The sequence below is a fragment of the Hymenobacter chitinivorans DSM 11115 genome, from assembly GCF_002797555.1.
In the GTDB taxonomy this organism is placed as follows: Bacteria; Bacteroidota; Bacteroidia; order Cytophagales; family Hymenobacteraceae; genus Hymenobacter; species Hymenobacter chitinivorans.
Genome location: NZ_PGFA01000001.1, coordinates 118,970 through 134,797, shown reverse-complemented (window position 1 = coordinate 134,797; position 15,828 = coordinate 118,970). Strand labels below are relative to the sequence as shown.

Genomic DNA, 15,828 nt, shown 5'->3' with positions numbered 1-15,828 from the left:
CGCCTGCTTGAACGACTCGCGCCCAAAGGATTTGGTTTATAACAATGTCAGCAACGATTGAGACGCGAATACGCGCCTCTACACCCTAATACCAATGCTCAAACAACTGCTCCGCTGCCTGCTTTTGATTTTGCTGCTGGCCTTGCCAGCCGCCGCGCAGCAGCGCATCACGCAGTCAATTAACTCCAACTGGCTGTTTCGCAAGGACGCCGCCGAAAGCACCGCAGCCTCCGTTGCGGCGGCTACGGGCTGGGAGAAAGTCAGCCTGCCCCACACCTGGAATGCCGCCGACGTGCTCGACGATGAGCCGGGCTACTACCGGGGCACGGGCTGGTACCGCAAAACGCTGCAGGTGCCGGCCGAATGGCAGCAGAAGCGGGTGTATCTGTACTTCGAAGGCGCCAACCAGGAGGCCGAGGTGTACGTGAACGGGCAGCTGGCCGGCCGGCACGCGGGCGGCTACACGGCCTTCAGTTTCCCGGTCAGCCAGTTTATCAAGTTCGACGGCCCCAATCCGGCTTCGGCCCAGGTGCTGGTCAAGCTCTCGAACCGCCACAACGTGGACATTCCGCCCCTTTCGGCCGACTTCACCTTCTTCGGCGGCCTTTACCGCGACGTATACCTAGTGGCCGCCAGTCCCGTGCACTTCGACCTCGACAACTACGCTTCCAACGGCACCTTCCTCACCACGCCCACCGTGTCGAAGGATGCGGCGGAAGTGGTGCTGAGCGGGGCGCTGAGCAATGAGTCAGCTACGGCGCGCAAGCTGACGTTGCTGACCCAGGTGCTGGATGCGGCGGGCAAAACCGTGGTCCGCCAGCAAACTTCCCTGACGCTGAAAGCCGGGGAAAACCGCCGCTTCCGCCAGCCGCTGCCGCAGCTCAAGCAGCCCCACTTATGGTCGCCCACGGACCCGTATTTGTACCGCGTGGTGTCGACTATTTCCGAAGGTAAAGCTCAACTCGACGAGTTAGTGAATCCGCTGGGGCTGCGCTGGTTTCGGTTTGATGCCGCCCAGGGGTTTTTCCTGAATGGGCAGCCGCTCAAGCTCATCGGCACTAACCGTCACCAGGACGTATCAGGCCGGGGCAATGCCCTGCCGGACGCCCTGCACGAAAAAGACGTGCAGCTGCTCAAGCAGCTCGGCGGCAACTTCCTGCGCATCTCCCACTACCCCCAGGACCCGGCCGTGCTCCAAGCCTGCGACCGGCTGGGCATTCTGACCTCGGTGGAAATTCCGGTGGTGAATGCCATTACCGACTCGGAGGGCTTTTTCCAGAACTGCCGCACCATGCAAACCGAGATGATCCGGCAGGGCTTCAACCACCCGTCGGTCATCATCTGGGCCTACATGAACGAGGTGCTGCTGCGGTTGCCCGAAGGCATCAAGCGCGACAACGAGCCGGGCCGGGCCTACCTCAAAAAGGTCAACCAGCTGGCCCAGCAGCTCGACGATTTGACCCGGCGCGAAGACCCCAGCCGCTACACGATGTGCGTCAACCACGGGGCCTTTGAGCTCTACCAGGAAGCGGGCCTGACCAAAATTCCCCAGCTCGTGGGCTGGAACCTCTACCAGGGCTGGTACTCGGGCGAGCTGCCGGGCTTTGCCGACTACCTCGACCGCCACCACCGCGAATTGCCCGACAAGCCCCTGCTCGTCACCGAGTACGGTGCCGACTCCGACGAGCGGCTCCACTCCTTTCAGCCCCGGCGCTTCGACAAAACCACCGAATACGCCAACGCCTACCACCAGTTTTACCTCAAAGCCATTCTCGACCGGCCCTTCGTGGCCGGCAGCACCGTGTGGAATTTGGCCGAGTTCAGCTCCGAAACGCGGCAGGAAGCCAATCCGCATATGAATACCAAGAGTCTGCTCACCGCCGACCGCCAGCCCAAGGACGCCTACTATTTCTACCAGGCCCACCTGCTCCAAACGCCCTTCCTGCGCATCGGTAGCCGCGGCTGGAACCTGCGCAGCGGCCCGGCCGCCGGCCCCGATTCGCTGTTTTGCCGGCAGCCGGTGGAAATCTACACCAACCAGCCCGCCGTGCGCCTGCTCGTCAACGGCCGGGACCTGGGCACGAAACCTGCTGAATTTGGTGTGGTTCGGTTCAATGTGCCGTTTGGTAATGGCTGGAATCGAATTCGGGCCCAGGCCCCCGGGCAAGCGGTGGAAGACCAGGCCGACGTTGAATTTCAGCTGCTGCCCACCCAGCTCACGTCCACCCAGCTGCCCTTCACCGAGCTCAACGTCAGCCTCGGCGACCAGCGCACCTTTTCCGATGCCCAGCTGCACCAGGTCTGGGTGCCCGAGCAGGCGTACGCGCCCGGCGGCTGGGGCTACGTGGGCGGCACGGTGTACAAGCTGCCCGGCGAGCGGCTGCCCTACGGCTCCGACCGTGACATCCTGGGCACCAGCTACGATGCCCTCTACGAAACCCAGCGCGTGGGCCTGCGCCAGTTCCGCCTCGACGTGCCCGACGGCGAATACGAAGTAACCCTGCACTTTGCCGAGCTCGAAGCCGCCCCCGCCGCCGAGCAGCTGGTGTATAACCTGGCCGGAACTGGCGCTGCTTCTGGTGCCGCCCCGAAAGCCGGCCGCTCCTTCTCGGTGCTGGTCAACGGCGTAGCGGCCCTGCCCAACCTGGGCGCCGCCGCCACGCTCCCACCCTTGCAGGCCGTCAGCTTTAAAATCCCCGTTTCGGCCCGCAACGGCCGGGGCATTATTCTCGACTTCCAACCCCAAACCGGCGAAACCATCCTCAACGGCCTGCAGGTAAAGCGGCTGTATTAATTAAGCAACTATAGAACGTCATGTCGAGCAACGCGAGACATCTCGCGGGCTGATGTTGCCCAAGTAACTCCCTCCACCTGTCATCCTGAGCCCAGCGAAGAACCTTCCTCGCCTACCCCACGAAAGCCCCTGTCAACGCCCCCACGCGCTTCCCTACGCCGCCACCGAAGGCCTTCTAACGTTGAGTTAAGCTCATCACTCAGGGAAGGCAGGTCCTTCGCTTTGCTCAGGATGACAGACGGCTTTTTTACCCTATTCTATACCTCCGCTCGTCCCGCATCCCGCACCTTTCCAGCTTCTCTCAATGCTTTTTTCTTTCCCCAAAACGCTTCTTCTCACTGCCGCCCTGCTCGCTGCCGGCACCTCTGCGCGGGCCCAGAAAAAAGCCTTGACGCCGGCTGCCATTGAGCAGCGCATCACCGAGCTGCTGGGCCAGATGACCATTCAGGAAAAAGCCGGGCAACTCACCCAGTACTCGGGCCGGGAATTGACGGGGCCGGCCAGCACCCGCAAGACGGATTTGCTCAACCAGATCCGCGGCGGGCAGGTGGGCTCCATGCTGAACGTGAAGGGCGTGACGGATACCCGCGCCATTCAGGCCGAGGCGCTGAAGTCGCGCCTGCACATTCCGCTGCTCTTTGGCCTCGACGTGATTCACGGTTACCAGACGGTGTTTCCCGTGCCTCTGGCCGAAGCCGCTTCCTGGGATATGGCCGCCATCCGCCAATCGGCGCACGTGGCGGCCCGGGAAGCGGCGGCTTCGGGCATCCACTGGACGTTTGCGCCGATGGTGGACGTGGGCCGGGACCCGCGCTGGGGCCGGGTGATGGAAGGGGCCGGCGAAGACTCGTATCTGGGCTCCCAGATTGCCCGGGCCCGGGTGCTGGGCTTTCAGGGCGACAAGCTCGGGGGCACCGACGCCGTCATGGCCTGCGCCAAGCACTTCGTGGCCTACGGGGCCGCCATTGCCGGCCGCGACTACAACGCCGTCGACCTGAGCCCCCAGCAATTGTGGGAAGTGTATTTGCCCCCGTTCAAAGCCGCCGTGGATGCCGGGGCCGCCACGTTCATGAACTCGTTTAACACGCTCAACGGGGTGCCTGCCACGGGCAGTAAGTATTTGCAGCGCGACATCCTCAAGGGCCAGTGGCAGTATCCGGGCTTCGTGGTGTCCGACTGGGGCTCAATTCGGGAGATGGTGAGCTGGGGCTACGCCCAAAACGTCAGCGAGGCCGCCCAAAAGGCCATTACCGCCGGCAACGACATGGACATGGAAAACGACGCCTACTTCGACGCCCTACCCCAGCTCGTGCAGCAGGGCAAGGTCGACGTGGCGCTGGTCGATGATGCCGTGCGCCGCATTCTGCGCAAGAAGTTCGAGCTCGGCCTCTTCGACGACCCCTACAAATTCTCCGACGCCAAGCGCGAAAAGAAGGTGTTCAGCGACCCGCAGCACCGCGTGGCCGCCCGTGACGTGGCCCGTAAAAGCATGGTGCTGCTCAAAAACGAGCGCAACACGCTGCCGCTCAGTTCCCCGCGCAAAATTGCCCTGATTGGCCCCCTGGCCAAGGCCAAGCGCGACCTGGCCGGGGGCTGGACGGTCATTGCCGACACCACCCGGATTGTCTCCGCCTTGGAAGGTATCCGGCAGCGGGCCGGCAAAAACGCCTCGGTGCTCTACGCTAAAGGCTGCGAGGCTACCGGCGACTCCCGGGCCGGCTTCGCGCAAGCCGTGGAAACGGCCCGGCAGGCCGACGTAATTGTGCTGTGCGTGGGCGAAACCTGGGACATGAGCGGCGAAGCTAAGTCCCGGGCCGACATCAGCCTGCCCGGCGTGCAGCAGGAGCTGTTCCAAGCCCTCAAAGCCACCGGCAAGCCCATTGTGGCCGTGGTCTTTGCCGGCCGGCCCCTGATTTTCAATGCCGTGGCCGACCAGGCCGACGCCATTCTCTACGCCTGGTTTCCGGGCTCAGAGGGCGGCCACGCCCTGGCCGACGTGCTCTTCGGCGACTACAACCCCGCCGGCAAGCTGCCCAGCACGTTTCCCCGCCTCATGGGCCAGATTCCCCTTTCCTACCAGCAATACAGCACCGGCCGCCCCGTCGTCGATCCGCAGAACATCCGCTACCGCTCGGCTTACATCGACGCGCCCAACACCCCGCGCTACGCCTTCGGCCACGGCCTGAGCTACACCACCTTCCGCTACAGCGACCTGAAAGTCAGTCAGCCGCGGATGACGGCGGCCGAAACCGTGCAGGTCAGCTTTACCCTCACCAACACCGGCAGCCGCGCCGGCGAGGAAGTGGTGCAGCTCTACCTGCGCGACAAGGTGGCTTCCGTCGTGCGGCCTCTCAAGGAGCTGAAGGACTTCCAAAAAGTCAGCCTCCAGCCCGGCGAAAGCCGCACCCTCACCTTCACCATCACCCGCGACAAACTCGCCTTCTACAACAACGACCTCCAATGGATAGCCGAGCCCGGCGAGTTCCGCCTCCTGCTCGGCGCCGCCTCCGACGATATCCGCCTGGAAGCCGACTTGGTATTGATTGATTGATTGATTGATAGTGATTGTTAGCCGCTTCCGACCCAGAACGTCATGTCGAGCCCAGCGAGACATCTTGCGCGCTGCTGTTGCCACCGCAAACGGCCACTGGCCTTGGTTTTTTACCTGTTTGCCCGAAGCAAAACACCCCTTGCCCACCTGATAACACAGTTTGCCTCCCCCGAACCAGAGCTTACCGAGGGTTTCTCACGATTCGCCGAGGGCATTCAACCATTGGCTGAGGCTTTCCTACCATTCGCCAGGGCTTTCCCAGCACTTGCGGGAGCCTTCCCACGATTCGAGGCGGCTTCCCCAGCATTAGAGCACCTCAACCCACTATTCATCAACACTTTACAATAAGCCATTTACTTCAAAATACGACTTATTCACCCCGTAACCCTCCTTCAGCGACCTTTCTCATGTCCCGAAAAACGGTTTTTATCATTCTACTCCTGCTCCTGAACGCCGTAGCCGGGCAGCCGGGAGCAGCCGCGGGCAAACCCGATAAGAAGCTGCGCCGCCAGGCCGTCGAAACCCTGCGGAAGCAAGTTCTCACCCAGGCCGCCTGGGCCCTGCAGCAGCCACCCGTCACGGTTACGGCCAGCACCTCGCCCCGCAGCGCCGGCACCGCCCACGACTTCTTCTCCGAGGGCGACTACTGGTGGCCCGACCCGCAGAATCCTGCCGGGCCCTACGTCCAGCGCGACGGACTCACCAACCCCGCCAACTTCGCGGCCCACCGCCAGGCCATGATTCGCTTCAGCCGCATCGTCGGGGCCCTGGCCTCGGCCTACCAGCTCACCCACGACGAGCAGTACGCCCGCGCCGCGTTGCTCCACCTGCGGGCCTGGTTCCTGGACCCGGCCACGCGGATGAACCCCTCGCTGCACTTTGCCCAGGCCATCCAGGGCCGCTTCACCGGCCGCGGCATCGGCGTCATCGACACGATTCAATTGATGGAAGTAGCCCAGGGCGTGCTGGTCATGCAGGGTGCCAAAGCCTTTGGCCAAGAAGACGTGGCCGGCATCAAAAGCTGGTTTGCCCAGTACCTGACCTGGCTTACCACCCACCAATACGGCCAGGACGAAATGAAGGCTCCCAACAACCACGGCACCTGCTGGGTGATGCAAGTGGCCGCCTTTGCCCGCCTCACCGGCAACCAGGAGCTGCTCTCGTTCTGCCGGGAACGGTACAAAACGGTGCTCCTGCCCACCCAAATGGCTCCCGACGGCAGCTTCCCGCTCGAAACCAAGCGCACCAAGCCCTACGGCTACTCCCTCTTCAACCTGGACGCCATGACCATGATCTGCCAGATTCTGAGCACTCCGGCCGACAACCTCTACGCCTACCAGCTGCCCGACGGCCGCGGCATCCGGCGCGGCATCGAGTACCTCTACCCCTTCGTGGCCGACAAAACCAAGTGGCCTTTCCCCCAGGACGTCATGTACTGGAACAACTGGCCCGTGGCCCAGCCTTTCCTGGTCCTGGGCGCCGTGCAGTTCAAGCAAGCCGAGTGGCTCCAGACCTGGCAGCGCCTCGACCACCAGCCCGAAGTCGAGGAAGTCATCCGCAACCTGCCCGTCCGCAACCCTATCATCTGGCTCAATTAGCACGGTGCCCAACAGAACGTCAGGTCGAGCCCAGCGAGACATCTCGCCTGCACTGCTAACTACCATTCTCTGTCAGCCTGAGCCTTGCCAAGGATCTTCCTCCCTGCCCCACTATAGCTTCTGCCAACGCCCCCAGCCCTTTACTATCGCGCAGCAAAGGCCTTTTTCACATTTAATCCGGTTTGTCACTAAGGTGAGCAAGGTCCTTCGACTGCGCCTCAGGCTGACAGACGTTTTTTGATTTCCACTTCCCCTCGAACCCCTCCCGCCCATGCACTTCCGCGCCCTCACCCTCGGCCTGACCTTACTCTCGACCACCAGCTTCGCCCAGGACGCGCTGACCAAAAAGACCGTGCGGCTGGCCGAAACTCAGGCTACCACCATGCTCCAGGAATTGCCCAAGTCCATAGCCCAGAAACCGGCCGCCGCGGGCAAGCCCCCGCTGGTGTCGCCGCGCAGCCTTACGCCCACCGGGGAGCTTATTGTGGTGCCCTCCCGCGACTGGACCAGCGGCTTTTTCCCCGGCTACCTGTGGTTTTTGTACGAGCTCAGCGGGCAGCCGAAGTGGATGACCGAAGCCAAGATTTTCACGGCCAACATTGAGCCCGAGAAAACTAACGGCACCACCCACGACATGGGCTTCAAGGTGTACTGCAGCTTCGGTACCGGCTACCGCCTGACCAAGGACGCGGCCTACAAAGACGTAGTCCTGCAGGCGGCCCGCACGCTCAGCACCCGGTTTTACCCCAAGGTCGGCACGCTGCTGTCCTGGGACCACAGCCGCGAGAAGTGGGCCTTCCCGGTCATCATCGACAACATGATGAACCTGGAACTGCTCTTCGCCGCCACCAAGCTTAGCGGCGACTCCACGTTCTACAAAATTGCCGTGAGCCACGCCAACACGACCATGCGCAACCACTTCCGGCCCGACTTCAGCTCCTACCACGTGGTGGACTACGACTCGGCGACGGGCAAGGTGGTAAAGCGCACGACGCACCAGGGCGCGGCCAACGAGTCGGCCTGGGCGCGGGGGCAGGGCTGGGCGCTGTACGGCTACACCATGTGCTACCGCGAAACCAAGAACAAGGCTTACCTAACGCAGGCTGAAAACGTGGCCCGCTTCATTCTCAACCACCCGAACCTACCCAAGGACCTGATTCCCTACTGGGACTTCAACGCGCCGAACTTGCCCAACGAGCCCCGCGACGCCTCGGCCGGCGCCCTCATTGCTTCGGCGTTGTACGAGCTGAGCACCTTCAGCCCGAACGGCAAGCTCTACCGCGCCAAGGCTGATAAAATGGTGAAGAGCCTGGCCAAATCGTACGTGGCCCAGCCCGGCGGCAGCCGCGGCTTCCTGCTGCTGCACAGTACCGGCGCCAAGCCCTCGAACAGCGAAGTAGACGTGCCCCTGAGCTACGCCGACTACTACTTTATGGAAGCCCTGGTGCGGCGCCAGAGCCTGCTCAGCGGCAAGGGCATTCCGGGTCTGTAAAACGGGCCCGGCCGCCGTTTTTTTGGGGTTTTGGGAAGTTTTCTACGTAATCGTTTACGCAAATAAACCTCTCATCACAAGGATGTTTACCGGCTAAAACCTCCCATTTTCCAGCACCTAATCAGCTGTAGGTTTTTGCCTTTCTGTTCTCCATCCTTAACCCCACCAAAACCCATGAAGTACCTCTCGTTCCGCGGGGGCCTGGCCCAGCTCGGCCTGGCCCTGGCCCTCACCATTGTGGCCGGCTGCCAGGAAAAGGAAGCCGCCACCCCCGACACGGCCGAAGCTACGGCCGACTCCACCATCACCACCTTCCGCCACCCCGGCGTGGTCAACAGCAAGGCCAGCCTGGACTTGGTAGCAGCCCAGGCCAACGCCGGTGATGCTACCCGCACGGCCGGCTACAACAAGGTGGTCGACTACATGAACCAGTACGCGGTGCCCACCTCCTTTCCCAGCGTGGTGTACGTGGTGGGCAGCGGCGGCAGTCCCACCGAAGACCAGATCCGCCGGGACGCTATTCTGGCCTACGCCTGCGCTCTGCGCTGGGTCAAAACCGGTAACGCAACGTATGCCAACCAGGCTAAGCAGATTCTGAACGGCTACGCCTACAACTTCCAGCGCTACAGCACTTCGCCCAAGCCCGACGGCAGCCCCACCGAGTTCCGCCAAACCTACCTGGAAGCCGCCTGGGTGGCCCCCACGTTTGTAGCCGCCGGCGAAATTATCCGCTACTACCAGGTGAATGGCACCGGCGCGGGCTGGTCGGCCACGGACGTAAGCAAGTTCTCGGACTTTCTGAACAACCTCAAGAACAACTACGTCAACAACGTGCCGGGCGCCATCAACGATATCAACAACTGGCAGGCTTCCTACGCCTACGCCAAAATGGCCCTCGGCGTGTGGTTCAACAGCACGGCCGTCTACGACTCGGGCTACGACTACCTGTTCCAGATTCTGCCTCAGCTCTTCTACTCCGACGGGGCCGTGAAGGAGCAGCGCGACCGGGACTGTATTCACCCCCAGTACACGCTCACGGCCCTGACCTACGCCGCCGAAACGGCCCGCATTCAGGGCAACACCGCTATTTACGAGGCCAACGGCCAGCAGATCAAGAACGGCTGGAACAAGTACGAGGACGCCGCCGCCGGCAACTACACCCGCAACTGCAGCGGCACCCAGATTTTCCCCGGCATCGAAACGGCCTACAACTACTACGGCACCAGCAAGCTGGCCTCCCTGCGCGACCGGCAGGACCCCTACGGCGTGTCGGGCGACAAAACCTTTCTGGGCTTCACCTCCTTCACCCACCGCAGCATCGGGCGGTAGACTTTGGTTTGTTGGTACCGAAAAGGCTGCTCCGCTGGGGCAGCCTTTTTTGTGCGGGCCCGGGCAGCCGGCCGCCTCCAGAACGAAGTCTGGCTACGGCTCCTCTCTTCCGCCGCCAACTGCGTAGTACCCTACCACTACTTGTTCGTCGCGACCGAACGGGCCTCTCCGCGGGGTCATCGGCCGCCTTATCTGCTTTGCATGCCTGCTTCTCCAACTCGCTACGCCCGGGTGCTGGCCTGGTTCGACCGTCACGTCATCGAGCGACTGTACTCCGACCGGGTGCGCCGCCTTATTCTGCAAAGTTTCCCGTTTTGGTTTGCGTCCATCGTGGTGGGTATCGTGGCCGTTGGCTACGAAAAGCTGTTTGTTTGGGCTGAGCAAACCAGCTTTACGTGGCTTCGGGCGCAGCCCTTGCTGGTTTTTATAGTCACCCCACTAGCGTTCCTGGCGTCGTGGGCGCTGGTGCAGCGCTGGGCGCCGGCGGCTCGTGGCAGTGGCATTCCGCAGGTCATGGCCGGCATCGAGCTGTCAACGCCGGGGCACCACCACCGCACCGGCTACTTGCTGAGCCTCAAGGTGGCCGTGGTGAAAGTACTCAGCAGCGTGGCGCTCCTGTTGGGCGGCGGTATTATCGGGCGCGAAGGGCCAACCATCCAGATTTCGGCGGCCATCTTTCGGGCTATCAACCGTTTGCAACCTACCGGCTGGCCCCAACTCTCCCGGCAGATTGCCTTGGTCACGGGCGGGGCGGCCGGGCTGGCGGCGGCGTTCAACACCCCGCTCGGCGGCATCGTATTCGTGGTGGAAGAGCTGACTCAGATGCACATGGCGCGTTTTCGGATGGCCGTGTTTTCGGCCGTCATCGTGGCCGGCCTCACGGCGCAGGCTATTCTGGGGCCCTACCTCTATTTGGGCTACCCCACCGTGACGCCGCACGCGGGCTGGTTTCTGGCTACGGTGGCGCTGGTAGCCGTTATCTGCGGCCTGGCCGGCGCTTTTTTCGCCAAATCCTTGCTCTGGCTCAATGCCTACCGCCGCCGTTTTGCCACGCTGCCCCAGCAAGCCGGCTGGGTGCTGGGCTGCGGTTTGCTGCTGGCCGGCCTGATTTACCTGACCGGCACTGAGGGTATGGGCACCGGCAAGCCCATTATCAACCGCCTGCTGTTTCAGAATGACGGGCAAACGCCCTGGTACCTGTTTCCGGTGCGTTTTGCGGGTATGGCCCTGAGCTACAGCGGCGGTGGGGCCGGTGGGGTCTTTGCTACCTCACTCAGCGCCGGGGCTGTGCTCGGCGACGGGCTCTGCCGGCTGGGCCAGGTCCCCTTGGCCGACCGCAACCTGTTGATTCTGGTGAGCATGGTGGGCTTTCTGACGGGCGTAGTCCGCTCCCCGTTTACGGCCGCTATTCTGGTGCTGGAAATGACCGACCGGCACGGTGCCATCTTCCAATTGTTGCTCAGCGGCATGATGGCCCAGGCCGTGGCCACCCTGGTAGACTCTCACTCCTTATACGAGCACCTTAAAACCAGCTTTCTGCGCGAAACCCTCAGCCAGGAATTGCCGCCCGCCACCCCGATTGCCCCGAAGTAAGCCCAACCCCTGCCTCCCAGAGCGACCAACCGCAGCCAGGCGCTTTAGCCGCCCCAGTGCCGGCCGGGTAGTCAAGCCAGGTGGTTGGCCCCCAAGTTTCTGTGTGAAGGGCTGCGTTGTTACCTGCCTTTTTCCGGAGCTTGTAGCGTCCCTAGTTTGGTTAGCGCCGGTGGTTTGCTAGCTTACGGTATGGTGAAGCTTCCTTTTCCGGCCATAGTACTATTGGCGCTCGGCGCAACGGCCTGCTCACAACGTGAAACCCTGCGGAGTGAGCCGCCAAAGCAGCCAGCTGTAGTTGCTGCCACTGCTACCCCAGCCCCGCCGCCCGTCGTGCCACCGGCTTCACCGGCCCCTGAGCCCGCCCGCACCCAACCTTTGCCCGGCCCCGGCGAGATAAGCCGCGTCAACCGCTACGGGCGCGCGGCCCGGCCCGCCACCACCGCTACGGCCGCCATTACGGTCCAAGACTTCGAAACGGTGGATTCCTGGCAGCTGGAGCGGCAAGTTCCAACCCAGGTTTTCGTCATTCGTACCGACCGTGACACTGTGCTGCGCGGCACCGGGGGCACGCTCATTGGGGTGCCCGCCCAGGCATTTCGCCGCCCGGATGGCCGCCCGCTGGTGGCTGGCCCCGTGGAGGTGTCGTTGCGGGAATTTTACTCCCTGGCCGAGATTGTGCTCAACCAGTTATCAACCCGCTCGGGGGAGCAGCTGCTCGAAACGGCGGGCATGCTGCACTTGGCCGCCCGTGCCCAGGGCCAGGATTGCGCCCTACGCGACAGTGCCCGCCTGCTGCTGCGCTTTCCCACGCGTCAGGAAAAGCCCGGTATGCAGCTCTTCCGCGGCGTCGGCTCGCCCGAGCAGGGCCTGAACTGGCAAGCGCCCACTCCCCCAATGATTTTCAACCGGATACATATCAGTCCGCCCCACTTCAAGCGCGGCCAAAGTATTGCCCGCCGGGAAATAACGAGCAGAATTCAGGTTGGCAGGGAGTTGCAGCAGCGCCTGAGCCGGATGCGCGTAACCCGCCCCGAGCGGCAGGAGCTGCGGCGCCTTTCCGGCAATACCGGCCTGCGGGTGCGGGCCGTAGCGCACGCGCAATTCACTATTTCCCCCGGCGGGCAAGTACTGGGGCCGAGCATCACGGGCATCTCGGTGGCGGAGCTGGCGCCTTTGGTTGAAAAGGCTCTAAAAGCTATGCCGCGCTGGGAGCCGGCCCGTTACCAGAATATTGCGGTGCCCAGCATCTACCAGCTGACGGTTTTGTTTACCCCCACCGGTCAGGCAGCGGTTCGGTACGAGGGCCTCAACGAGGACAAGACCCTGGCCCAGCTCTCCGCCAAAAGTTTTGCCCAGAGCTTCGAGCAGCAGGCCACCGCCTCCACCGTAACCCAGTTCTCGACCGGCGCCGTCAGCAGCTACCTATTTTCAGCTGCCGCTCTAGGCTGGATCAACTGTGACCGTTTTTTGAACTCGAGCCAGCCGCTGGTCACCTTCGCGGTGAATACTGGCGCCGACAACACCGAAGTAAGCCTGGTGTTTGCCAAGCAGCGGAGCGTGCTGCGGGGCCAGACCAAGGGCCAGCAAACCCTCTTCTACAACGTACCGGCCCAGGAACCCGTGACGGTGGTGGCCTTAAAGCGAGTAGGCGGCACCACGCTGCTGGCTACCCAGGCTACCACGCTGAGCACGCGCCCGGCGCAAAGCCTGGTTTTTCGCCCTGTTTCCCTGGCCGTGCTTAAGGAGGAAATTGGCCGGCTGGAAAAGGCGGAATAAGCCGCGGCCGGTTTTGTATCCCGGAAACAAAAACCCCATTTCTGAGTCAAAAACGAGGTTGCTACTGCCACACTTTAGGAAAAAAGACTTTCTTGTAGAGCTGGGTACCAGGCGTGACGTGCACATCGCCTCCGTTCAGCCAGCCTACTAGATCGAAGTGCGGCAAAGAGCGTTCAAACAGCTTAAAGCCATCCGTGATGTAGTCGGGCACCACAACAGCCGACTTAATTCCAGGCTGCGGCTCACGCAACAACGTAAGCCGGGGAAACGTGAGTTGGTCAAACTGCTGCACCAGCTCGGGCGTAGCAAAGTCCTTACTGCCGTCAAACTTAAAGAATATGTTTTCCCAGTTGATCCGCTTTACCCGCCGGGTCCATTTCTCTTTGGCTTCCTCATCCGAATGGTAGTGCAGAAATTGAATTTCAACTTCTCCGCCCAGGGTGGCAATAGGAAAGTAGTGCTTCCATCCTCTACGCAAAGTGTTTATGGATTCGTAGCGTGACTCGGCCTGAAATTCAAGGGGCTGCCCCAGGTAATGCTGGGGGGCAGATGCTAATTTCAGGTAGCACGGGGCGGCCAGCATCAAATTAATGAAAGGAGTATTGAAAGGCAGGTTAAAGTGCTTGTATACTTGGGCACCCCAGCAGTCGTTGGAGATAAGCGTAAAGGTTTTGTTTTTCAGTCGGTGGCGGTCAATAGCCCGTCCGAGTTGCTGACGGCGCTTATCAATGAAATAGCTCATAGAATGGGCTTAGGCTGATTTAATATTCCGGGCAAAATCTTGTCTTTGCGCCTTGTGTACACGCTCCCCAATGCAGGCGCGTAATAGGGTATACGAGAATATAGACTTTGGATTGTGTTGCTGAGGGGACGAACGGTATTTACTAGGCATCCTTTTCCGTTGGTCACAGTGGGGTGGCCGGCAATTAACCAGGCCGCGCTGCAAGTGTTGCAGTAGGCACAACTTAGCTCCACCCTCTCCTACGACTTCCGAGCCGTAGCCATTGGCAGAAGTAGGGGCAATAAACAAAAAAGCCCTTCCCGTTGCCGGAAAGGGCTTTTCAGTGGAGCTGCAGGGAGTCGAACCCTGGTCCAGACAAGGAAACCGTCGAGCTTTCTACGTGCGTATCTACGCTTAGATTTTCGTGGTAGCCCGGGCGCGCATCAGGCCCTTAGACTCCCCTTAGATGCGATTGTTTTTCGCTAGAAAGTCACACGCCCTTTCTAACTATCTTCTACTTACGACGCCCCGAACTCACCCGTGTAAAAGAAAACGGGTGCGGGACGATGACATTACCTAGTACCTAGACTAAGCAGCCATGGCGTAGCTATACTCGCCAGTTATTGTTCGAATGATTTGGTCGCAGAAGATCCATTCAACTCCTGGCACGCTTACTCGCGACTTGCGCAAGCTGTCAATTCCGGTCAGCCCCAAATGGTAAAGAACGATGCCCGCCACACTGGGCGGGGTGCGAATGTACGCACATCGGGAAGAAAACGCTGAAATCGAGCAAAAATGTTCCCTCACCGGCACTGTTTCCGGCTACTGACCAGTAGTGCAAAATCTTCGCACTCAATATTTAAGTTATTGCTAATCAATTAGTTGCGGCTATATCACGCGCAACTTTGGCTGAGCCCCAGTAATTCTTTTTGCCGGGGCCGGCCTTTCCCAGTCCCATAGTTCAGCACATGCGGCCGGGAGTAGCACGGGCGTCACGCGGATTGACTTCCTATCTTCCGGGCCAAATCCGGCGCTGCGCCTCAGTTTCCTGCATGAAAACACTACCCCTGCCCCGCCTACCGGTGCTTTGCCTGGCCGGCCTGCTGGCCTGCTCCTCACCCACGGCCGAGGAGCCCCGTACTGCCGCGGCGGAGCTGCCCGCCAAACCAGCCGCACCCAAAAGCTTCGTGGGGACCCTGCGGTTTTTGGAGCGTCATTCCCTGGATGGCCTACGCTCCACCGACTACGTGACCATGTACTTCCGGGGCCCCCAACTGCGGCGGGAAGTGCGACCCAACGGCTTTGCGGACTCCACCTACCGCTACGGTATCCTAGTCGACGTGCGCACCGACAGCGTGACGTACTACCTGCAGCACAGCACGCGCAACACCCACTGCCGCATTGCCAGCGCCGACTACCTACGCCGGGTGGCCGACCAGCAGCCCATCCTGCCGAGCCTGAACTGGCAGCCGTACCGCACGATTTTCAGCCTTTTCCCGGCTGATGGGGAGTTGCCGCACCAACAGGTAAATGTTGGCGCTGTGGCTGAAACGCTAAAAGACTGCCGGGCCATAGTCTTTCTATTTCCGGACCGCATGCGCTGTGAAACCATGTATTCGGAGCAGATAAAAGTAGAGCCGAAACTGCTACCCTACATCGAACACCATGCTCCGGCGGCCCTGCCCACCCTGGCCCTCATGGTGCACTACACCCAGCCCGACGCGCCGGGTGGCACCGGAGAAAAAGGCCTGGTGGACCGGATAAAACAGCGGATCCACGAGCCCCGCGAACAGCTCGACTTCGACGGTTTGGACTGGGCTACGCCCACCGACCAGGATTTTCGCCCGCCGGCCGGCAGCCGCTACGCCGGCTCCGACAGCGACCTGAACGAGCAGATACGCAGTTCGTCATCGTCTTCCCACCATTCCCTGTTCGACTAACCCGGCCGGCTTCGGCCGTATACCGAGTTAGCCG

The 15,828-nt window shown here is 61.6% G+C and carries 9 protein-coding genes and 1 other RNA gene; 8 read left to right on the top strand and 2 right to left on the bottom strand.

The window, feature by feature from the left end; all coding sequences use genetic code 11:
- Positions 1-94: 94 nt before the first annotated feature.
- The 7 genes from CLV45_RS00520 to CLV45_RS00490 all read left to right on the top strand — a co-directional run bounded on the left by CLV45_RS00520 (position 95) and on the right by CLV45_RS00490 (position 13,133).
- A complete protein-coding gene (locus CLV45_RS00520; protein ID WP_100334449.1) occupies positions 95-2,794 on the top strand; it encodes a glycoside hydrolase family 2 TIM barrel-domain containing protein in 2,700 nt (899 codons plus the stop codon).
- Between the two features lie 304 nt (positions 2,795-3,098).
- Complete coding sequence (locus CLV45_RS00515; RefSeq protein ID WP_100334448.1) at positions 3,099-5,345, top strand: glycoside hydrolase family 3 N-terminal domain-containing protein; 2,247 nt, start codon at positions 3,099-3,101, stop codon at positions 5,343-5,345.
- 407 nt (positions 5,346-5,752) lie between these two features.
- Positions 5,753-6,943: an alginate lyase family protein gene (locus CLV45_RS00510; RefSeq protein WP_100334447.1), complete on the top strand. Its 1,191-nt coding sequence runs from the start codon at positions 5,753-5,755 to the stop codon at positions 6,941-6,943.
- 271 nt (positions 6,944-7,214) lie between these two features.
- Positions 7,215-8,435, top strand: coding sequence for a glycoside hydrolase family 88 protein (locus CLV45_RS00505; RefSeq protein WP_100334446.1), 1,221 nt, complete (start codon positions 7,215-7,217; stop codon positions 8,433-8,435).
- A 174-nt stretch (positions 8,436-8,609) separates the two neighbouring features.
- On the top strand, positions 8,610-9,764 hold the full coding sequence (locus tag CLV45_RS00500) for an alginate lyase family protein (protein ID WP_100334445.1): 1,155 nt from the start codon (positions 8,610-8,612) through the stop codon (positions 9,762-9,764).
- A 201-nt stretch (positions 9,765-9,965) separates the two neighbouring features.
- Positions 9,966-11,357, top strand: coding sequence for a chloride channel protein (locus CLV45_RS00495; RefSeq protein WP_100334444.1), 1,392 nt, complete (start codon positions 9,966-9,968; stop codon positions 11,355-11,357).
- Positions 11,358-11,687: 330 nt separating this feature from the next.
- Positions 11,688-13,133 carry an energy transducer TonB gene (locus tag CLV45_RS00490; protein ID WP_170061786.1) on the top strand — a complete coding sequence of 482 codons (1,446 nt, stop codon included), beginning with the start codon at positions 11,688-11,690 and terminating at the stop codon, positions 13,131-13,133.
- A gap of 61 nt (positions 13,134-13,194) precedes the next feature.
- Here CLV45_RS00490 and CLV45_RS00485 read toward each other — a convergent pair whose 3' ends face one another.
- Entirely contained in the window at positions 13,195-13,875 is a 681-nt protein-coding gene (locus CLV45_RS00485; protein ID WP_100334442.1) for a DUF1919 domain-containing protein, read from the bottom strand.
- A 320-nt stretch (positions 13,876-14,195) separates the two neighbouring features.
- Positions 14,196-14,566: a transfer-messenger RNA gene (gene ssrA, locus CLV45_RS00480) on the bottom strand.
- 340 nt (positions 14,567-14,906) lie between these two features.
- Here ssrA and CLV45_RS00475 point away from each other — a divergent pair.
- Entirely contained in the window at positions 14,907-15,794 is an 888-nt protein-coding gene (locus tag CLV45_RS00475) for a hypothetical protein (protein ID WP_100334441.1), read from the top strand.
- Positions 15,795-15,828: the final 34 nt, after the last annotated feature.